Annotated in this window: 16 protein-coding genes; 3 read left to right on the top strand and 13 right to left on the bottom strand. The window is 50.6% G+C overall.

The window, feature by feature from the left end; translation table 11 throughout:
• Positions 1–137: 137 nt before the first annotated feature.
• Entirely contained in the window at positions 138–713 is a 576-nt protein-coding gene (locus H7F15_RS11160) for a TetR/AcrR family transcriptional regulator (protein ID WP_185197059.1), read from the bottom strand.
• Between the two features lie 189 nt (positions 714–902).
• Between H7F15_RS11160 and H7F15_RS11165 the strand changes: the two genes are divergently transcribed.
• The gene (locus tag H7F15_RS11165) at positions 903–1,355 is read left to right on the top strand and encodes a DoxX family protein (RefSeq protein ID WP_185197060.1); all 453 of its coding nucleotides are present in this window, start codon (positions 903–905) and stop codon (positions 1,353–1,355) included.
• Positions 1,356–1,399: 44 nt separating this feature from the next.
• Here H7F15_RS11165 and H7F15_RS11170 read toward each other — a convergent pair whose 3' ends face one another.
• The 3 genes from H7F15_RS11170 to H7F15_RS11180 all read right to left on the bottom strand — a co-directional run bounded on the left by H7F15_RS11170 (position 1,400) and on the right by H7F15_RS11180 (position 3,687).
• The gene (locus H7F15_RS11170) at positions 1,400–2,056 is read right to left on the bottom strand and encodes an alpha/beta hydrolase (protein WP_255481194.1); all 657 of its coding nucleotides are present in this window, start codon (positions 2,054–2,056) and stop codon (positions 1,400–1,402) included.
• A 45-nt stretch (positions 2,057–2,101) separates the two neighbouring features.
• Positions 2,102–2,935: a 4,5-DOPA dioxygenase extradiol gene (gene ygiD / locus H7F15_RS11175; RefSeq protein WP_185197062.1), complete on the bottom strand. Its 834-nt coding sequence runs from the start codon at positions 2,933–2,935 to the stop codon at positions 2,102–2,104.
• Between the two features lie 164 nt (positions 2,936–3,099).
• Positions 3,100–3,687, bottom strand: coding sequence for a Crp/Fnr family transcriptional regulator (locus H7F15_RS11180; RefSeq protein WP_185197063.1), 588 nt, complete (start codon positions 3,685–3,687; stop codon positions 3,100–3,102).
• Positions 3,688–3,720: 33 nt separating this feature from the next.
• Between H7F15_RS11180 and H7F15_RS11185 the strand changes: the two genes are divergently transcribed.
• Positions 3,721–3,882, top strand: coding sequence for a hypothetical protein (locus H7F15_RS11185; protein ID WP_185197064.1), 162 nt, complete (start codon positions 3,721–3,723; stop codon positions 3,880–3,882).
• A gap of 50 nt (positions 3,883–3,932) precedes the next feature.
• On the opposite strand, the gene H7F15_RS11190 is transcribed toward H7F15_RS11185, so the two are convergent.
• The 6 genes from H7F15_RS11190 to H7F15_RS11215 all read right to left on the bottom strand — a co-directional run bounded on the left by H7F15_RS11190 (position 3,933) and on the right by H7F15_RS11215 (position 13,397).
• Positions 3,933–6,395, bottom strand: a complete 2,463-nt coding sequence (locus tag H7F15_RS11190; protein ID WP_185197065.1) for a TonB-dependent receptor domain-containing protein — start codon at positions 6,393–6,395, stop codon at positions 3,933–3,935.
• A gap of 187 nt (positions 6,396–6,582) precedes the next feature.
• A complete protein-coding gene (locus H7F15_RS11195; protein ID WP_185197066.1) occupies positions 6,583–7,614 on the bottom strand; it encodes a DUF4249 domain-containing protein in 1,032 nt (343 codons plus the stop codon).
• A gap of 6 nt (positions 7,615–7,620) precedes the next feature.
• Positions 7,621–9,969: a TonB-dependent receptor domain-containing protein gene (locus H7F15_RS11200; protein ID WP_185197067.1), complete on the bottom strand. Its 2,349-nt coding sequence runs from the start codon at positions 9,967–9,969 to the stop codon at positions 7,621–7,623.
• A gap of 398 nt (positions 9,970–10,367) precedes the next feature.
• Complete coding sequence (locus H7F15_RS11205) at positions 10,368–11,393, bottom strand: medium chain dehydrogenase/reductase family protein (RefSeq protein WP_185197068.1); 1,026 nt, start codon at positions 11,391–11,393, stop codon at positions 10,368–10,370.
• An 82-nt stretch (positions 11,394–11,475) separates the two neighbouring features.
• Positions 11,476–12,606, bottom strand: coding sequence for a hypothetical protein (locus H7F15_RS11210; protein WP_185197069.1), 1,131 nt, complete (start codon positions 12,604–12,606; stop codon positions 11,476–11,478).
• A 293-nt stretch (positions 12,607–12,899) separates the two neighbouring features.
• Entirely contained in the window at positions 12,900–13,397 is a 498-nt protein-coding gene (locus H7F15_RS11215; RefSeq protein ID WP_185197070.1) for an ankyrin repeat domain-containing protein, read from the bottom strand.
• Positions 13,398–13,574: 177 nt separating this feature from the next.
• Here H7F15_RS11215 and H7F15_RS11220 point away from each other — a divergent pair, with 177 nt between their 5' ends.
• The gene (locus H7F15_RS11220) at positions 13,575–14,489 is read left to right on the top strand and encodes a pirin family protein (protein ID WP_185197071.1); all 915 of its coding nucleotides are present in this window, start codon (positions 13,575–13,577) and stop codon (positions 14,487–14,489) included.
• Here H7F15_RS11220 and H7F15_RS11225 read toward each other — a convergent pair whose 3' ends face one another.
• The 3 genes from H7F15_RS11225 to H7F15_RS11235 form a co-directional block, all read right to left on the bottom strand.
• Positions 14,490–14,933 (bottom strand): response regulator, encoded by a 444-nt coding sequence (locus H7F15_RS11225; RefSeq protein WP_185197072.1) that lies wholly within the window; start codon positions 14,931–14,933, stop codon positions 14,490–14,492. It lies immediately after the preceding gene.
• An 87-nt stretch (positions 14,934–15,020) separates the two neighbouring features.
• Positions 15,021–19,121 carry a chemotaxis protein CheB gene (locus tag H7F15_RS11230; protein WP_185197073.1) on the bottom strand — a complete coding sequence of 1,367 codons (4,101 nt, stop codon included), beginning with the start codon at positions 19,119–19,121 and terminating at the stop codon, positions 15,021–15,023.
• A gap of 60 nt (positions 19,122–19,181) precedes the next feature.
• The gene (locus H7F15_RS11235; protein WP_185197074.1) at positions 19,182–20,735 is read right to left on the bottom strand and encodes a GAF domain-containing protein; all 1,554 of its coding nucleotides are present in this window, start codon (positions 20,733–20,735) and stop codon (positions 19,182–19,184) included.
• Positions 20,736–20,901 lie beyond the last annotated feature (166 nt).

Consider the following 20,901-nt stretch of genomic DNA (forward strand, 5'->3'; position numbering starts at 1 on the left):
AAACGGACAACGCCGTTACCAGGTAAGCCTCAGGCAGTTATTATTTCATTTGTTTTTAGTGTTGTTGATGATCTGTATGTAAATTATTTCTGGTGTATGTTTAAACAACCTGATAACTATAGTTTAAACTATAGTTATCAGGTTGTTTGCTTAATGCCGTTCCAGAGCAGTTCGGGTATCTGTTTCAGTTCGGCTGGGGTAAGCTGCACAATGCCGCTCCCGGCCAGTTTTGCCGTTGACACAATGCTGCTGTGTGCCAGCATGGCCAGTATCTTAGGGCTTACCTGTTGCAATTCGCCATCGGCTATGCCGCGCTCAAAAAACAGCAACAGGGGCGCATAAAACTTATCTTCTTCCAGCGGCGGCCTGCCTGTACTATAAGGTGAGTTCACAAACTGCTCAAAAAACTTCAGTACATTCGGCCTGTCGTGATACAGGGTGTATAAGCCAAACCAAAGGTTAAGAAAACAGGTTTTGAACGGAATTGTTTTGCAATCTTCTTTCTCAACTATAGCAATGGCCTGCTGCTGCACATAATCAAACAATTCCTTTATCAGCTGATCCTTGCTCTCGAAGTAATGGTAAATAGTGCCCGCTGCCACGCCGGCGTGTCTGGCTACCATGCTCATGGGCGTGCCGTGAAAGCCGTTTTCCCGGACCAGTTCCAGCGTGCTTTCAAATATTGCCTTCTTCTTATCTGCTATCGGTTCCATAAGCGCTCCTCCTTCAACCGAACGTTCATTCGGGAGTACAAAGCTAAAACGATACAGGCAATACTGAAAGCGATTTCGGCGTAAAGTGGATTTTTAAGGTTAAACGGCAGGATAAATAGTACAAAACCGGACTATAGCAGCAAAACGTAAATATAGCTATAACTCATTTGTTTACTTAACCTTACTGCCATGGCTCTTGCACACGAACTCCGACACCCGCGGCGCATCAACAGCGCCAATAACCCGGTCTGGATGGATGCCCTGCGCGTTTTACTGGGCTTGTTCCTGTTTGTTAAGGGAATTCTGTTCCTGGAGCATACCACCGATGTGTTCTATATTTTTGGAGCACAGCAGGACCTGCTTTCGGCGGGGAAAGCGCATTTTCTGACCAGCATGGTGCATATTGTAGGTGGGCTTATGATCGCGTTCGGGATGCTGACACGCCTGGCGCTGCTCTGCCAGCTTCCGATACTGGTAGGTGCACTGCTTATTGTAAGCCCGCAGCGTGAGGCCGGTATCAGCCTGCAGAACACGGAGCTTTTGCTATCGCTGGGGATAATTGCGCTGGTGCTGTTCTTTATGGTGAAAGGCCCCGGCCGCTACTCCATAGACAACAAGATCCTGAGACAGAAGCAGGTATAGTTTCCCTTCTCCTTATCCTAGGATCTTAGTTTATATTGATCGGCTTATTTCTGCAGCCAGTTGGCCAGGTTGGTGAGTACTTCCTGAGTTATCTGGTGGCCACCGTTGTATTCAAAACAGGCAGGTGTTACCTGTAACTGCTGCAGGTATTCTTTTGCTTCGCGGGCATAGTGTACCGGCAAGGTGCCGTCCTGTGTGCCGTGCGCTATAAACACCTTCAGATTCTCTACATCTTTACCCGGTTTTACTTCCGGTCTTATTTCCTGCAGAATTCTTCCGCTCAGGGCCACTACTCCGGTAATTGTGCCCGGGTGCAGCAGGCCTAAACTATAGCTCATGATAGCGCCCTGGCTAAAACCGCCCAGGTATACTTCATCCAAACTATACTTCTGCTTTACCTGTTCTACAAACTCCAGAATGCGTTCGCGGCTTTGCTTTTCCTGACCGGCATTTATAGCTGGCTTCCCCGATGAGAAATCCACTTCGTACCAGGCGTATCTGCCGCTGCCAAGTGTAACCGGCCCTCTTGCCGATATCACTATAAACTCTGCAGGCAACAGGGGCGCCAGGCTGAAAAGGTCTGCTTCGTTGCTGCCAACGCCGTGTAGCAGTATAATCGCTTTCTTTTTGGAGACCTCCTGTGTGGCAGGCTTTACAAGGTATTGCAACACCAGGTCATCCTGAAGTTCGGTTTGTTTCATAGTCAGGTTCATTATGCTATAGTTCTGCTTAGTTCAAAAATTTATTTACCCGATGCGTACCGATGTCATGGTCAGGGAGCCGCCTACGGCTTTGTCGTTAAAGAACGAGATATCGTCTTTGCTGCCTTTCAGGCCTAACGTGTAAAGTAATGGCCAGTAGTGCTCGGGAGTAGGGATGGCGAGCATGGCTTCGCGGCCCAGCTTCTCATAGTTGATCAGTTTATCGTGCTGGCCGCTGCTGATGAGCTCCTTAAACTTCGAGTTCATCTGAATCGCCCAGTCATACCCGTATTCCGAGGCATCCAGCTTGTCCCAGGCTACCATGCGCAGGTTGTGCACCATGTTGCCGCTGCCCATTATTAATACGCCTTTTTTACGCAGCGCAGCCAGTTGCTTGGACAGGTCGTAATGGTATTGCGGGCCTTTGGTATAGTCTATGCTCAGCTGCAGCACCGGTATGTTGGCTTCCGGGTACATGTGGCGCACAATTGTCCAGGCGCCGTGGTCCAGGCCCCAGTCGTGGTCCAGCTCCACGTCCGTAGATGCAAGCAAAGCAGCTGTTTCTTTGGCCAGTGCCGGGTTGCCGGGTGCTTTGTATTGTACCTCAAACAACTCCTGCGGAAATCCGCCGAAATCGTGAATGGTTTTCGGGAAGTCCATGGCCGTGATGCGGGTGCCCTTGCTCAGCCAGTGCGCTGACACTACCAGTACGGCTTTAGGTGTTGGTATCTCTTTGGCCAGTTTTGTCCAGTACCGGCTGAATTCGTTGTCTTCAATTCCGTTCATCGGCGAGCCGTGCCCGATAAAAAGCACCGGCATCAGCTGATCGTCTACGGCAAGGCCGTCTGTAAATCTGTTAAAGGCAGATAGTGTTGTCATTCCTGCTGCTCCTATTGCTAATGTTTTTATAAAATCTTTTCTGTTCATAGTGTCGCGTAACGTTTCGTGCGATGGCTGCCGACTATAGTTGCCCGCCGTTTATACTATGATACAAAGATACAACAGCAAGTACCAGTGCTCCATTGACATAGATCAAGAAAGAACTATAGCCTGTGCTGCGTGGCCAGTTGTCTGCGGATGCGGCTGAGGGTTTCGGGGGTAATGCCCAGGTAGGAGGCGATCATGTGTTGCGGCACACGCTGCACAATGGTAGGGTACGTCTGGATGAGTTTAAGATACTTTTCTTCGGCGGTATTGCTGAGCGAGCTTACCAGGCGGCGCTGCAGCGCGATCAGGCTGTTCTGCATCAGTAACCGGAAGTAGCGCTCCATTTTGGGTACCTGCAACACCAGCTCGTCCATGGCGTCTTTGGTGAGCAGCAGCACGGCGCTGTCTTCCAGCACATCAATGTTAAAGGTAGAGGGCTCGCCCGTCAGGAAGCTATAGTTATCGGAGATCCACCAGCCTTCCAGCGCAAACTGCACCACGTGTTCCCCTCCTTTGGCATCGAGGGTATACGAACGGAGCACGCCACTTTCCACAAAGGCTATATGCCGGCACACGTCGCCTTCCTGCAATAAAAACTGCCTGCGGTGTAGCGTTTCGGGCACAAAAAAGGATTGGCATAACTGCTGTTCTGCTTCGGTGAGGTGCACTTTGGTGTGTATACTTTCCAGCAATACCTGGTACATGGGTTCGGGCTTAGCTATAGTTTAAGTCAGGTTATGGTATACTGCTATGGCAAGCTACGGTTAATTCCGGCAACTATAGCTATAGTTCGTCCTCAAAAATACAGCTTACCAACTATAGGTGCATGTCCCCTTTCCAGCTCTGGTACGTTAAAACCCACAGCCCCAACTATAGAACACCTGCGTTATGGGCTGTAACACGGTTGTTCTATAGTTGGGGCTGTCGTTTTATTATCAGCAGGATTTTATCAGCCGCCGGTGCGGTTCAGTTCTTCGAGGTTGTTGCGGCGGCGCTCTTCTACTTTCTGCCCTTTACTGAAGTTGTAACGCAGGGTGAGCGTGGCATTGCGTGTCCTGAAGTACTGGTCGAAATCACTTACGCTGCCATCGTCCAGTTTGGTGCCCAGTACCAGGCGCTGGCTTTTAAAGATATCGTTCACGTTCAGGCTCACGTCCAGTTTATCACCCAGAAAGCTTTTCCGGATGCCACCGTTTACCCACCAGCGCGGCTCAATAATATAAAGGGCATGCACTGATTTGCTGTAGTATGTTCCGTTCAGTTCCAGCTTAAACTTACGTGGCAGGGCAATGGTATGGTTGGACTGCAGCATGTAATACACCTGGTCGTTGATCACCTGGCGCTCCTCCACTATCACGCTGTTCTCGTTATAAGACAGCACAAAGGTATTGTTGGTATCCCAGTTCTTCATGATCTTGACCGGGACCAGAGCTGTCAGACCTATACTGCGCAGGTCGTTCACGTTGCCCACATAATAAATGGTGGTGGTATCTTCGGGAACAATGCGCACCAGCTCGGCGATAACATCCTGGTTGTGCTGGTAGCTGAGGCTCAGGCTATAGGTTTTCCGGAACAACTGGGTTATGCCTACCGAGTTGGTGTATTGCGGGCGCAGCTCCGGGTTGCCCAGCCAGTACGTATACTGATCGCGGTACGAGAAAAAAGGATTCAGGTGGCCATAGTTGGGGCGCTGTATGCGGCGGCTATAGTTATAGTTTATCTCATAGTTATCACTGATCTTGTGCTGCAGAAAAACGCTCGGGAACAGGCTGAGGTAATCACGGGGGTCTACTTCGCCGGTCGTCACCAGTTCTCCCTCCGACACCGTTTGCTCGGCCCGCAGACCAGCCTGCAGTGTCAGGTTATCCCTCAGTTTACCGTTCCAGTTGGCATAGGCGGCATATATGGTCTCGTCGTAAATAAAGTGGTTCGTGCGGCGGGCATCCAGTACCGGTACCGGCCCATTGTTCAGGAAAAAGCGGGAATCTGCATCCGACACCACCTTGCTCGCTTTCAATCCCATTTCCAGTTTCTGGCCGTTTTGAAGCGGTTTGGTAAAATCCAGTTTGGCGGCGTAAATATCAAAGCCGCTGGGTGTTTCGGTGTACAGCAGGTCGCGTTTTGCCGGCTCGCCGGCGCCAATAACGGTGCTATAGTTGTAGAAGTTGGCAAAACCCCGGTTGGTGATGCGCACATAGTCGAGGTCGGCAGTAAGCGTGGTGCCCAGCGTATCGAACTTGCCGGCATAATGCAGGTTGCCTGTAAAGTTGCTGAAGCGGTTGGTGTTATAGTTGTCGGCTTCTACAAAAAGGTTATAGTTGCCGGGCGCGCTGCCAATATACGTGTCGGTCAGGAAATCGGCGTGCAGTTTATTGGTAACATAGTAGCTCATAAACCCGATGCTGTGCTTGTCATTTAAACTATAGTCGGAGCCCACGCGCACTGATGGCGGCCCCTGCACTACCCCATTCGACTCGGCTACCTGGTCAAAGTACGTGGTGTTGCCTTCGTCCTTAAACACGCGCGTAAACGTGGCTTCGCGGCCAAACACTCGCCGTGCCATGTCCAAGCTCAGAAAAGAACTCCACTTACCCGATTTATAGTTGATGCTGCCGGTGGTGCTGTAGCCAACATCTGCGCCGTTATAGTTTGCACCCACGGCCACGCTGCCGTTCAGCCCGAAAATGGTGTTCTTTTTAAGGTTGATGTTCAGGATACCCGAGGTGCCTTCGGCGTCGTATTTGGCAGACGGGTTGGTGATGATCTCGATGTTTTTGATGTTCTCGGCAGCCATGGACTCCAGCAGCGAGCGCAGGTCGCGGGCGGACAGGTAGGTCAGTTTTCCATCGATCATTACGGTAGCCCCGGCGCGGCCATTCAGTTGTATATTGCCATCCGGGTCCACAAAAACGCCCGGCGAGGTGGCCAGCACATCGTAAGCGGTCTTGCCGGCAGCCAGTGCCGTCCCCTCAATGCTCACCACCAGTTTGTCGGCTTCCTGGGTAATAGTCGGGCGCAACGATTGTACCGTTACTTCCTTTAGTTGCGTAGCGGTTGGTGCAAAGCGTACAGTACCTAAAACAATAGCTGGCTTCTGGGTAGTGATCTGGAGCTGTTTTACAGTTTTGGTGCGGTAACCGATAAAGCTGATGGCCAGTTCGTAGGTGCCGGGCTGCAGGCCTGCAAATTCAAATTTGCCGGTGGCGCTGGTCATCTGCACGGCTGCAGAATTTCCGGTTCCGCCATAGAGTAATGCTATCGTTGCAAACTCTACAGGTTTTCCGGTAAGGGAGTCGGCCAGCACCCCGGATATTTTTCCGGTGCCGGCTGTGGTTGGGCTGCTCTGGGCAAGGGCCGAAATGCCACAGCACAGGCACAGGTAAAACAGCAAAGGGAGTATCCTTTTTTCCATAGTCTGAAGTTTAAAATGTGTGTCAGGTTAGTGTTGGTATAAAGACAAGCGCCAACTATAACCGTTGCACCTAACCGCTATTTTATTTCCTGAAAGTTCGGGATACCTATTGCCCGCTTCGCAAAAAAAAATCGCCTGCTCTTTTGGAACAGGCGATCTGAAAATGCTTGAACTATAGCCCGGACGTTTACCAGCCCACAGGCCGTTCAGTAGTGGCGCCGGGCAGCACGAGGCAGTCATCCGGATACCGGAACTCCCCCACCGGGTAATCAATGTCCTGGCGCAGAATGGTCACTTCCTTCATGCTCACCCCCGACACATCAAAAAAGCCGATCACTTGCTCACTCTCATTCTCGGCATTTTTCATATTGCCTTTTACCTCGGCAGGAGGCGGGTCAAACACGGTGCCGGTACTGTTCTTCTGTTGTTCCAGTATCCTGAAAAAATTGTAAGCCTCGTCGGTAATAGAATGCTGGTACACCGTCAGCTTGTTCTTGGTATTCAGGTACTTCTCGAAAGGCATGAACAGCACCGCTAAATTGCGTACGTTACGGCCATTGGTAAGGCGGTCGTCGGATACCCGCAGCAATTCCAGTCTGTCTTTCAGGAAACATTGCACACAGCAGTCCTTTGGTGCCGGTAACCCTGTAAACGGATGGATATAATCCCAGGGCTGGGTGCGTACTTCATATTGCGTTTCAAAAGACCAGCGCAGGTAATTCTTTTCATCGGCCGGGTCCTGGTAATCGATCAGCACGTTGTAGCCTGGCAGCAGTTGCTTCTCCCGCTCACCGTAAAAAGCATAGGTCTGCTCATCTACCTCAAAGTGTATGGCATCTATCGGCAGGGCTTCACGCATTTTTACCGGCTCCGACTGGTATAGTTTGTTACCAGCCATAATATGGAGCGTGTAAGTTCGCCCGGGTACACCAAAGGCATCGCCGCCGGCTGTCGGGTAATAAAAGCCTGCCTTGTCGTAGTAAAAACTATAGGCTTCGCCCTGGTCGCTGGTAATGTACACGCTGGCATTTTCCTCGAACAGGTTATACGGCACGGAATGGGGCTGCGAGTAACTCAGGCGTACATAGTTCAGCTTCGCGATGTTGGTAAAATAAGCTTCTACTACCAGGTGTTTTTGCTGCGTGCTCAGGTCAACATCTACCGGGTCAATACACCCAACCAGGAATACAAGTGCTATATAAAGGAACCGTTTCAGCATATCGGTTTAGAATTTAATATTAAAGTTGATGGAAGGGATAGGGGCACCAATAACAGATAGTTTGTAGGCACTTGGTGGCTCGCCGTAGTAGTGCTGGTACAGCATAGAGTAGGCATTTTTGCGGCCGTACAGGTTGTATACCGAAATACCGTAGCTGTATTCCACATTTTCTTTTTTAATAGGCTCGCGGTTCAGCGACACATCGAGGCGATGGTAATCGGGCATGCGCTCCTGGTTACGGCCTGAGTAGTTGGCAAAGATCTGCCCCTGGTACCAGTACCACGAGTCGGCTAAAGTTACCGGGCGGCCGGTGGTGTACGTAAAGTTGGCTGTAAATTTCCAGTCCGGCCATAAATGGTAATCGGCAAACACGTTCACGTTCACCGGCTTGTCATAGTTCGATGGGTAAGGATCCCCGTTGTTTATTGTTTCGGCAGCTGTTGCTCCCTCTATCTGGCGCATCGATCTGGAATAGGTCAGGCTTACCCAGCCTTTCAGGCGGCCGATGTTCTTTTTCACCATCCACTCCGAGCCGTACGCGTACCCATCCCCGATCAGCAGATCCGACTCCAGCGACGGATTGAGCAGCAGCGTGGCACCATCTTTATAATCCACCTGGTTGTATAGTTTTTTATAGTACACTTCCCAGTTAAACTCATACATGCTTTCGGTATCCGCATAAAAATACCCCACCGATAACTGGTCTGCTACCTGCGGTTTAATGTACTGGTTGGACAGTTTCCAGACATCGACAGGCGTGATGGCGGCCGTGTTGGAGATAAGCTGAATGTACTGGCGTGTACGGCTATAACCCACTTTTACCGACGATGCCGGCGTAAGGCTATACTTTACCGATGCACGTGGTTCCAGGCCATGGTAGGTCTTTACCACGCTTCCGGAACTATAGTGAATGGTGTCGGTAATGGTCTGCTCGCTGCGCGGCTGGCCCTCGGCGTAGACATACGAAACGGCCGGACCAATTTTGGCAAAATGCGAATAGCGCAGCCCCAGCGAGATCGAAAGCTTTTCGCTGAAGGTGATCTCGTCGTTCACATACAAGGTTTTTTCGATGCCCCTGTCCTGCTGCATGGTGCGCGGGTTCAGGCTCGAGGTGCCTGACGGCCTCAGGTCGCCGGGTTCGATGGCGTACAGCGATGCTTCGCCGCCAAAATCTACCTGGTGCCCTTTTAAACCGAAATAACCGAAATCAAGCTTTGCCTGGGTAAGGTCTACACCGGAATGTAGCTCAAATTCCTCGCCGGTCGAGAGGCCTTCCACTTTGTTTTTATACACGCTTTTTACCAGCGTAGCCACCCCCGAAAAGTCATTATTGAACAGGTGGCTCCATTTTACGGTGCCCAGTGCATTGCTCCACTGGTAGGTGGTGTCATTGGGGAATTTAAAGCCGTCGTTGCTATAGTAGCCTGAAAAGCTCAGGTTGTTATTTTCGTTCAGTTTGTATTTGAGCTTGAGATTGGCATCGTAAAAGTGGCCGGAGCTCTGCTTTATGTTCCGGCTCGGGAACAGCTTCATGATATAGTTCGGGTAGGCCCCACGCACCGCCACCAGCATCGTTGCCTTCTCCGACAAGGGGCCATCCATGCTCAGTTTACCGGTTATCGGCGATACGCCTATCTCGTACTGCATTTTATCGGGGTTACCATCGCGCAGGCTCACATCCAGTATCGAGGAGATGCGGCTGCCATACCTTGCCGAGATACCACTGCGGTGCAGCATAAAGCTCTTCAGGATATCGGGGTTATAGACCGAGAAAAAACCGAACAGGTGATTGGCATTGAACAAAGGAGCATCGTCCATGAGCACCAGGTTCTGGTCGGCACTGCCACCGCGCACAAAAAAGCCGGACGTACCTTCGCCGGCATTTACCACACCCGGCAAAGCCGAAACCGTTCTAATCACATCGGCTTCGCCCAGCAGTTTGGGCATGCGCGTCATCAGTTTCTGGTCTATAAAGGTACTGCCCATGTTGGTAGAGCTGGGGTCTGTCACCTGGCGGCCGGTGATCTCTACTACCTGCAGGTCAAAATTGCGGTGTATCAGCGTAAATACCACTTCTTTGTCGCTGTTCAGCACAACGGTTTCGCGAAAAGGAGTCATGCCGATGAACTGGCAGGTTACTTCGTGTTTGCCAGCCGGTAACATAACAGAAAACCTGCCCTGCTTATCAGAGAGAGCGGTTTTACCCGAGCTGAATACCAGGTAGGCTCCTTCCAGTTTTTCGCCCCAGGCTCCTTTTACAGTACCTGATAACCGGTACTGCCGGGCACCTGACTCCTGGGCAATAGCCTGCTGCGAAAGGAAAAGCAACAGTACCAGTAGTAATCGTTGAAGCATAAAATAGCGTGCGGTTAAGTTTGTATGGTAAGCGCAATAAATACAAATCTATAGTTTAATCAGACAATACATAATATTCATCAAACAAAATATTACACTAATTTCCGATCATTTTAACAGCTGGGGCTATCTCATTTCTCTCTGAGCGACAATAAGTTAACAGACCCACCTCCTCATCTCAAACTATAACTTTCAGTAAATCAATGTTATAACACATTCACCAAACCACTGCATACTTCAGAAGCTGAGTGGATTGGTAAACCAAATTCACTTTTTGTAAACTACAGGTAGCTGTAATAAAAAATTGTAAATGGTCTACTGAGATGAAGTAGGATCACCGGACCAAAGGTATCATGTCTTTACAAACTATAGGTGTTGGGCTACCAAACTATAGTTTACTACGGTGTGGTTACCACTACTTTGCCTATCGTTTTCCCCAGCTGAAACAAGCGGATCGCCTCGTGCATCTGCCCGAACGGAAAGACCTGCCCTATGTATTGTGGTTTCAGGTCGAGGGCCTGTAGTTCGCGCAGCAGGCGGTGCATCATGTCGGTCTGTTCGTAGAGGTAAATCAGGTTAAACCCCATCAGCGATTTGTTTTCTGTGGGCAGCCGGAGCGGATCAATTTTGGGGCGCCAGAGGTAACGCCAGATCAGTTTGGGGTAATTTGGTTTGGAAGAGTGCGTGGTAAAGCTTGCGTTGCCGTAAACCACCATCCGCCCCATGGGTGCCAGCATGTTCCAGCCCTGTTGCAATATGTCGCCGCCAATACATTCCATAATCAGCTGCAGGGGCCGGCCGTGCAGGGCTGTTCGCAGGCGCTGCTCAAACTCGCTGTCCCGCACAATTACGTCATCATAGCCTTCGGAAGAAAGTAAAAACTCCGCTTTGCCCGGGTTGCCGACCGTGCCTATGGTATAGGCCCCGTACTTTTTGCAGATGCGGTTAGCCAGTATGCCTACCCCGCCGGCTGCGCTGTGTATCAGTACGGTGGTGTTCGGCTCCAGCGCGCCTAACTGCGTGAGCGCATAATACGCCGTAAGTCCCTGCACCAGGTAACCGGCACCTTCCTCGTAGCTCCAGCCGGCAGGAAGCGGTATCACGTAGCGCTGATCGATGTTCAGGTGGGTTGTGTAGCCGCCAAACCGGGTAACACCCATTACCTTGTCCCCTATTTTCCAGGTGGTTACCTGTTCGCCAACGGCCGCTATCTCCCCCGAAAACTCCAGCCCCGGAACAAAAGCGCCTTTGGGAGTAGCACTGTAGAGGCCCTGCATCGCAAAAATATCCGCAAAGTTCAGCCCGATCGCTTTCACCTGCACGCACACTTCGTCGGGTGCCGGGGCTGGCAACGTTTCGGTTTGTAAGGCCAGGTTGTTGATGGAACCTGCTCGGGGCATGCGGTAAACCTGGCGTTGCAGCATAAAGGGATAGGTTAGGTGCTAAACATTTCTGTTCCTGAAAATACAGGATTAACACCAGTGGGGCAAATCTTTACTTATAGTTTCAGGAGCGGGATCTGAACTTTACTTTGGCCGAGGGCACCGGGCGCTTCACCGGCTGCATGGTGCTGCCATTCAGCAATTCTGCTTTCCCGGCACGGCGCAGCCGCTCAATGGCCTCCAGGTAGTTCTGGCGGGTATATGGCGTACCGGCGTGGTCTGTAGTATAAATCTGCTCAATGGATTTGTATTTGTACAGTGCTTCCTGCGCCAGAATCTGCTCTTCCAGACACGCGATGCTATAGGCTGGCTTTTGCCCGAACAGCTCGGTCTGTTGCTGCACAAACGTATTGGCCATGAACAGGGGCACGCCATCGGGTTGCAGTATACTATAGGGCAGCAGCATCTCCTTAAAACTACGGTAACTATAGCTGTCTTGGGATGCAAAAAGCAGGTAATAAGCAGCAGCCCCGGTGCCGGGCAGGTTTATGTGGAAGCGCTGAAGAAAGTACTCTTTCTCTTTCAGGATAGCTTCAAAAATATCGAGAATGAAGGCGGCGCGCCTGGCTTTGCTTTTCTGCTTGCGGCAATAAGCCTGGATGGGTTGCAGATGACTGCCAAACAACCTGGTGAGTGCTGCCGATGGCTTTGCAGTGGTAACAGCGCTGGCTATAGTTTCCGGTTGAAGGAGCATAAAAAGGTCTGCGCTTTCGCTATCTATTGCTTGCTGCAGTACCTGTTGCGCGTAGCTGCTGCCGAACGGCTCCAGGAAAACAAGGGCAGGATGGCCGGCTTCCAGTGCTATAGTTGTCTGCTCCTTATTTTCAGCATTGTGCAGCACCACAGGCGGCGTTTCCAGTTCATCGTAAAAAGGCAATGCCGGTATCGTTTCGCAGAGCTGCGCAAGGGCTGTTTTCCGTTTGCTGTAAAGGTAGCTAAGCACCGGCTGGCGCTGCTGCTCTCTTTTCAGAATGCTTTTGTAAAGATAAGGATCGAGTGTAGCAGTATCTTCCGTTTCGGACAGGTCAGCGCCGGCTTCCAGATCTATCAGCAACAGCGGTAACTTATTTTCACCTTTGTGCTTTTCCTGTTGCAGATCGCACCACACCTCCAGGTACCTCCCGAATAACTCCTGCCTGATCTCGGCAAAACTGCGGCTTTCCTGAAAAAACTGATCGGGTGCTGTACCAGGCATGGGCAAAAAGCAACTATAAACGCTGCTGTAAACTATAGATTACGCTTTTTAGAACTGATCCGAAGTAACATAAAGCAGCAACTATGGCATGTCTGCCGACACATTACGCAAGACCAGACCGCTAATTTAATTAGTTATTTATCCACCCACACTAACTATATTAGTTTTTATTTATCAACACCGGTAAGTCATAGTCTTTTAAAGTGCCAAACTATAGTTCACGCGCATATTCCAGCAACTATAGTTTCGCGCTTTGAGAGCGGATTACAAAATCGCTATGGCAATGAAACCAATTATAGTTTACCGGCCTGCCGAAAGAGGTTGACTGCTTCCTCGTTGCCTTGCTGGTAAGCCAGGTCCAGGGCAGTAAGGCCGCGCGCATCGCGTATGGTTGTATCTGCGCCGGCTTCCAGCAACAGTTTCACCAGTTGGTTGCGCCCGAACAGGGTAGCAAACATCAGGGCAGTGCCGCCGCTGCCATTTTGCAGGTTCAGGTCGGCACCGTGTGCTATCAGCAGTCTGGCAATGTCGGGGTAGCCTTTAAAGCTTACGCCCATCAGGGCCGTATTGCCGCCGCTGTCCTGGGCATTTGGGTCTGCGCCGGCCTCCAGCAACAGTTTGGTAGCTTCCAGGTGCTCGTCGTAACTGGCAATAATTAAGGGGGTAAAGCCTCGGCCGTTTCTTATCGTCAGGTCCGCGCCTTCGGCAATACGTTCTTTCAGGTAAGCCACATCGCCGTTGCGGGCGGCATCAAACAAAAGGTGCTCGGGGTTGGTGGTGTAAAAGGTCATACGCGAGAAGGATTGGTACAGAGCAGGTTACGCAGTTCGATTTTAAAAGGCTGCATTTCAGACTATAGTTTACCTAAAACATTAGGGTTGCTATAGTTGTAGTTGCTGTATGCTTGTGCAATGTTGGCCGCAAAAGGTTATTTTTCGTTCTGAAGATTAAAACTATAAACTATAGTTATGCTGGATATTGTAATTGAAGCCCGTAAAGCATCGCTGGCACCGGGCATGGATGTACGCCGGATCCTTCCGTTCAGGCTGCGCCGCATGGTGGGCCCGTTCATATTCATGGACCATGCCGGCCCTGTGGATGTGGCTCCTGCCCAAACCCATGCCATGGATGTGCTGCCGCACCCGCACATTGGCTTATCTACAGTCAGCTATTTGTTTGGCGGCCAGGTAACCCACCGCGACAGTCTGGGCGTGGAGCAGATCATACGCCCGGGAGAAGTGAACTGGATGACAGCCGGCAGCGGCATTGCCCACTCAGAGCGCTTTGAAGACCCGGCTGCGCTGGCCGGCGGCACCCTGGAAATGATACAGACCTGGGTGGCCCTGCCCGAAAAAGATGAAGAAGCGGCCCCTGCCTTTACCAACTATAAACCCGAAGAACTGCCCGTTTTTACGGATACCGGCGTGTGGATGCGCCTGATTGCCGGCAATGCCTACGGCCTCGGCAACGAAGTAAAAACACATTCGCCGTTGTTTTACCTGCATGTGATTCTGGAGCCTAACGCCCGGTTCAGTTTACCCGACAAGCATACCGAACGTGGCATTTATGTAGCGAAAGGTACGATAGAAGTAGCAGGCCGCACTTACACCACGGGCCAGATGCTGGTATTCAACAAAAATGCAGAGCCAACTATAGTTGCCAGAACAGCTGCCACCCTGATGCTGCTTGGCGGAGAGCCGTTAGGTGAACGGTTTATCTGGTGGAATTTTGTATCGTCGCGGAAGGAGCGGATAGAACAGGCAAAAGCCGATTGGAAAGCCGGGCGCATCCTGTTACCACCTACTGATAACCAGGAGTTTGTACCACTTCCAGAAGACAGATCGAAACCTGCCGGTGGCCCGGCACCACAGGCGCTGTCGTGATCAGTTAGAAACTACAGCAGGGGATACGCTGGGGAAGTATTTGTTCACCAGTTGTAAAAGCGATTCGCGGGTAAGTGGTTTGTTTAGCAGTTCGGTAACGCCGGCATCTTTTACCCGAGCCACATCACGGGGGTTAAGCGAGGTAGTGAGCACGGCTATTACCACTTTATGTTTTTGCATTGCTTCCAGCCTGGCCAGTGCCTCCAGAAAACCAAAGCCATCCAGCACAGGCATGTTAATATCCAGCAGAATCAGTTCGGGCACACAGTTCACACCGCATGCTATAGATTGCTCACAACGCTGCTGTATCACATCGAGGGCAGCTTTGCCGTCCAGCGAGATCAACAGTTCATCGGTTATTTCTGCACGGGTTACGGTCAGCTTATTAATGTAATTTGTTGTCTCATCATCGTCAATGAGCATTACCGAAGAGATTTTCTTCATCAACTATAAATTTCCTGTTACTAAAACTGAACTAACTATTGGCGCGCAAAAACCGGTTATACGGCTGCCGCTCTCAAAAAGCGGCTTTTATTCTTTTTTTAAATACAATTCAAAAGTAGTGCCCTCTCCTTCCCGGCTGTTTACTTCAATATAGCCTCCTGCGTTGTCAATTAATCGTTTTACTATGTATAAACCCATGCCCGTCCCTTCTACGTGCGTATGGAAACGCTTGAACAGCGTAAAGATCTTTGCTAAGTTCTGCGCACTGATACCCAGGCCATTATCCTGCACCGTCAGCCGGACATAACCATCTACCGCATCGGTTTTCAGGACAATGTGCGGTGGCCTGTCTTTAGCTTTGTATTTTATGGCATTGCTTATCAGGTTATACAGTACACTATACAGGTTCTTTTTTGAAAAGGCCACCTGCGGCGCGGTCTCAAAATCAACCTCGATCCGGGCTTTTTCACGGATCAAGAGTTCCTGCAAACTTGATTTCACTTCTTCAAAAACCTCCCGCACATCCACTGTTTCAGGCTCACTGTCTACGTCGCGCTGTATTTTGGCGATGTCCGTCAGGTCTCTTATCACATTCTTGAACCGCACAATGGCATCTTTCATCATCTCAAAGACAGGCTCGGTAGGTTCTCCGGGAATCGGCCCTGCGGTTGCGATCTGGTCCTGCAACAGTAGCATCAGGCCTTCTATGTTCCCGATCGGGGATTTCAGGTCATGCGACGCCGTGTACACAAACGTATCCAGGTCTTCTATTACACGGAGCAGGTGCTCGTTGGTCTGCTGCAGTTTTTCCTGGGTCTGTTTCAGGTCAGTCAGGTCTATAAACGAGCCCAGCACCCGGTGCGGCATCTGGTATTCGTTGTGCATAATGTAGGCCCTGTTCGATACGAAAGCATAGCCGTCACCTGCCTTTTTGATCCTGTATTCTCCGGACCACTGATCCTTGCCGGTGTTGATCGCGCTGTTTATATCCTTTACAACCTTCTCGCGGTCTTCCGGGTGAATAAGGTTGAACCAGCTGTTTACGCCATCCAGCAGCTGCGTAGAGTCGTAGCCCAGCATGGTTTTTAAGCTATCGCTCCACCAGATCTCGTTTGTTACCAGGTTCCAGTCCCAGATCACATCGTTCGTCGCCATCGATACCATCCGGAAGCGCTCTTCGCTGGCGGCCAGGGCGGCAGTTCGTTCAGCTACCCGCTTCTCCAGCTCGTTGTTTAGCCTGATCAGGTCTTCTTCGGCCGCTTTCAGCTCTTCGTAAGCGATCTGTACTTTATCTTCGCTGTTCTTTTTGCCGGTAACGTCGCCCATTGTTAAGGTAACGCCATCGCCCATTTTTACAGCCGCTATCTCGTACCATATCTTGCCTCCGTTTACCTCCAGTTGCTGCTCTATGTGCAATGATTTACCATCTTCGGCAACCTGTGCCAGCTTCCGGAACAAGCCCGATTTTTTAAGGAACGGAATGGTATCGAGCACACTCTTGCCTAACAGGTCTGCCTGCGATCTTTCGATCAGCGCCTCTGCCCGTTTGTTCAGTAGGGTCCAGTTAAAGTCAACTATAGCACGTTTATCATCACGTACCGACCGGAAGGCCATAATGCTGTTCAGGGAACTGTTCAACACGCCCTGCACCACATTGGTCAGGGTTTTGAGTGTGGTCACATCCACAAAACTAACAACCACTCCATCCTTGTTGCCATCCTGCTTCAGGTATGGCAGAATACGCATCAGGTAATATCTGCCGTCCTGCGTTTCTATTTCCTGCTCTATCTCTGCCGAGGTGTTGTTTACCTTCTTTATATCGTCTATAAACTGGCTGTACTTCAGGTTATGCGACAGGTGGTGGATAGGCCGGCCAAGGTCACTATCGATGATGTTGATGAGTTTCTCTACTGCAGGCGTAAACTTACGGATGCGCAGGTGATGGTCCAGGAACAGCTGCCCGATGTTGGAACTGCGGATAAAGTTGTCCAGGTCCTCGTTCAGCTCCTGCAGCTCTTTTATCTTTAGCTGATGCTCCGAGTTTACAGTATGCAGCTCTTCGTTCAGCGACTGCATCTCTTCGTTGGAGCTTTGCAGCTCTTCGTTGCTCGACATCAGCTCTTCGTTGCTCGACTGGAGCTCTTCGTTGGAGGTGCTCAGGTCCTGCACCGTCATGTGCAGGCTTTCGCGCACTTCCTTCAGCTCCATTTCCAGGGCCGTTAGCTGCTGGTAATAATCCGAATCCGATACAAAGGTCATGTCCGATACCTTAGGCAGCGGCGTTACTTCGCCAAGCTCCTGCAGCAGCACCAGTATTACTTTCGACTGATCTTTCTCTCCGGAAACCGGGCGTATGGAAACGTGTACCAGTTGCTCCTTTTTGCCCATTTTTACGGTTACCTGCCGCGCCACTACTTTGCGGTCCTGCTTCAGGGCTTTGCGTATGCCCACGCTCAGGGTAACGGCCAGCTCTTCAGGCACCATCTTTATCAGGTTAAAGTGCAGGCGCTTGTCCGGAAACTTAAGGAAACGGTTGATGTCGCCGATGCCGTGCAGTAGCTGGTACTGTTCATCCACATACAGTGCCGTAACTTTAAAGTCTTCGGACACGGCATCCATAAAGGAGTTATTGTAGAGGGCCAGCGAAAGATTTTTATATTGTGTGTTCTGACTCAGCGATGTGAGGCCTGTGTTTTGGTGGTTCAGCCCATAGGCTTTCTTCCTCCCCGAGCCCTGGCTTTCCTTTATCTTCCGGAAAAGCTTCCATTTGCGGTTCTCTTCCTTAAAATAAGATCCCATATCGCCGATATGCTCGCTGGGGCCCAGCAACAGGTAACCTCCAAAATTAAGGGCATACGGAAACAGCGCAATTACCTTATTCTGCAGCTCGGCATTCAGGTAGATCAGCATGTTGCGGCACGTGATCAGGTCTATACGGCTGTAAGGCGGGTCCTTCTGCAGGTCGTGCTGCGCAAAAATCACCAGCTTCCGGATCTCATCCTTTACAATGTAGCGGTTATTCCGCAATGTAAAAAAACGCTCGATGCGGGCTGCCGTTACGTGCTTGGCAATGCTGGTCGGGTAACTGCCTTTCGATGCCTGAGTAATAGCCTGCTGGTCTATATCCGTGGCAAAAAGCTTGATATTCGGCTCTCTGCCCAGCTTTTCGTAGGCTTCGACAAAGAGTATGGCCAGCGAGTACACCTCTTCGCCGGTACTGCAGGCGGCCACCCATACTTTTACAGGTTCATTCTCGGGCTTATTTTCAATTATATGCGGAATTACTTTTTGCTCCAGCAACTCAAACGCCTCCGGGTCGCGGAAGAAATTGGTAACATTTATAAAGAACTCCTGGCATAGTTTTTTTATCTCGTTAGGGTTCTCATGCAGATAGTCCAGATAAGCCGCCAGCTCTGTAATTTTTAAGCTATCCATCCGTTTCCGGATGCGGCGGTTAATGGTCGCTTCCTTATAGTCTGAAAAATCGGTCTGGGTGTGGGTGCACACCAGGTCCAGGATATCTTTCAGTATAGCGTTCTCGTGTTCGTGTTTACTATCCTTTATCAGTGATTTAAGCAAAGGTATCTTCTGTGTATAAGAAATGATCTCGTCTGGCATCTGGTCCGGTGCCAGCACATAGTCTACGTAACCTGCATCAATTGCGCTGCGTGGCATGCCGTCAAACTTGGCCGTTTCAGGGTCCTGCACTACTACCATGCCACCAGCCTTCTTTATGGCTTTGGCTCCTTTGGTGCCATCCGTACCGGTGCCAGACAGCACAACCCCAATCGCGTACTTGCCCCTGCTCCTGGCCATCGACTCAAAAAACAGATCGATGGCAAAATTTGGCTCGCGGCTTCGGGTCTTTTCGGTCAGGCGCAGGCGGCCGTTCTCTATGGTAAGCTGCTTGCCGCTGGGCAACACGTACACACAGTTGGGCCTTGTAAACATGTTATCTTCTGCCTCCAGCACCTGCATGCTGGTATGCTTGCTCAGCAGCTCCGTCATCAGGCTCTTGTGGTCGGGCGATAAGTGCTGAATGATGACAAACGAAAAGCTGGAGTTATTCGGAAAATGGTCGAAGAGCATATGGATCGCTTCGAGCCCACCTGCCGACGCACCAATCCCTACCAGGTAATGGTCGGTAGGTTTAGCCTTCTCTTTTTCAGATGGTTTCGTTACTGCCATAGATAACTGTTGCTGTTCTGACTTCATGTGTGCAATAAGGTAAGCGGTAATCAGCCAATCTTAATATCTGTCTTTGATCAGCTTTTCCAGCACGGCGTGCCGCAGCGTTTCAGCGGCAGCGGCATCGTCCGGCATCCAGGGCAGGGACGTATTTTTTACAACTTCCTTGTAAATAGCAAAGGAGTTACGCGGATGATAGCTCTTGCCATCCGGTTCCATCTGCACGGCGTTATTCGGGTCGCCTCCCCATTTTATAGTCTGCTGTACTTCCGGCCTGAAGCCCAGTATAAATTCGCCCTGCTCCTTGTTTATTGGTATTGCCATCAGTCCGCTGGCCTTTGTCTGGAAATCTTTGCCGCGCGGGTATGCCTGTGGCAGTGTATCAGTAACATACAAGCCTGTCGCATTGTTTCGGCGCAACCACGACACCAGCTCTTTCATCTCCTGCGGAGAGGGTGTTTCGCCGGCTACCCAGGTATTGCCTTCGTAAAACACTGCCGCCCCACTCAGCGAGAACAGTTCCAGGATGGTTGTCTCACCTTCCAGTAAGCCTTCGGCAAAGTTCGGGCTGCTGTAGATCTGTTCCAGTAGCGATGCGTGCAGGCTGCGAAGCTTTACACGGTGGGCCATGGCTTCTTCTTTCTGGCGGGCCTGCAACTGGGCAGCTAATATATCGGATAGCAGCTCCATGGCAGAGCGCATCTCGTAACTCAGGTATTTAGGCGTTTTATGGTGGCAGGCAATCAGCCCCCATAGTTTGTTATCAATGATCAGCGGTAACGACATAGACGCATCCACTCTCATATTGGCCAGGTACTCGAGGTGCACATTGGCTACGCTGCGCAGGCTGCAGTCAGAGAGGTCGGTAAATTTTTGTGTTACCGGGTTCAGCACCGGCACCAGCCGCACGGGTGTGTAACTGCGGGTCGGGATCAGGCGGTACGGGTTTTTAAAATACAGGTCGCGGGCCTGCTTGGGCACATCCGATGCCGGGAAGCGCAGGTCCATGTAATCGTCCATGTCTGCTTCGCGTGCCTGGGCTATAACCATGCCGTTCCAGTTCGGGTCAAACTGGTACACCATCACTTTATCAAAGCCACTGAACTTTTTGAGCTCCTCTACTGCCAGTTGTGCTATTTCGCTTATCGTATCCGGTTGTTTCAGCAGCGAGGTAATGTACTTCAGGTGCTGGTACAAACTCAGAAAGGACTCCTGTGCTATAGTTCTGCTTTCTTCCAGCTCCACCAGAATGTAATCGGGGTGCTGCAGGATAATAGCAGTGAAGGTTTTAACCGTATCGCCGGCCGGTAAACTAAGTGTAAAGGGAATTTTGTCCTGTTTGTTCTGGCTTTTCAGTTTAGAGACGACCTCGTTAAACTGGTGCTCCGGTATAAGACTTGAGAAAGGTTTGGAAAGCAGTTCGTCGGCAGCAATCTGTAAATAAACTTCGGTATTGGCACTGGCCTGCAGTATGCGCAGCTCCTGTTTATCGAGCACCAGCAGCATGCCGTGTGGTTGTATCAGGTTTACCAGGTGCAGCGGTATGCTCCCACACATTTCCGAGTCATAGTTCTTTTCAATAGCAAGATTTACAGGTGCTGTTTTCCGCTCCATATGTTAAATTTAAGGTACTGGCCCGTTTGGCAATGCCATAAACTTACTCATTATGTTCCAGAATGTTTTAATTACTACGAAGGTTTAATTTTAAGTAATAACACTTACAGCGGTACGTATTTTTCACAACCGCTTCACTTTTGTAGTATTTAAACTGTACTTCTCA

The sequence above is a fragment of the Pontibacter sp. Tf4 genome, from assembly GCF_014212495.1.
Lineage (GTDB): Bacteria > Bacteroidota > Bacteroidia > Cytophagales > Hymenobacteraceae > Pontibacter.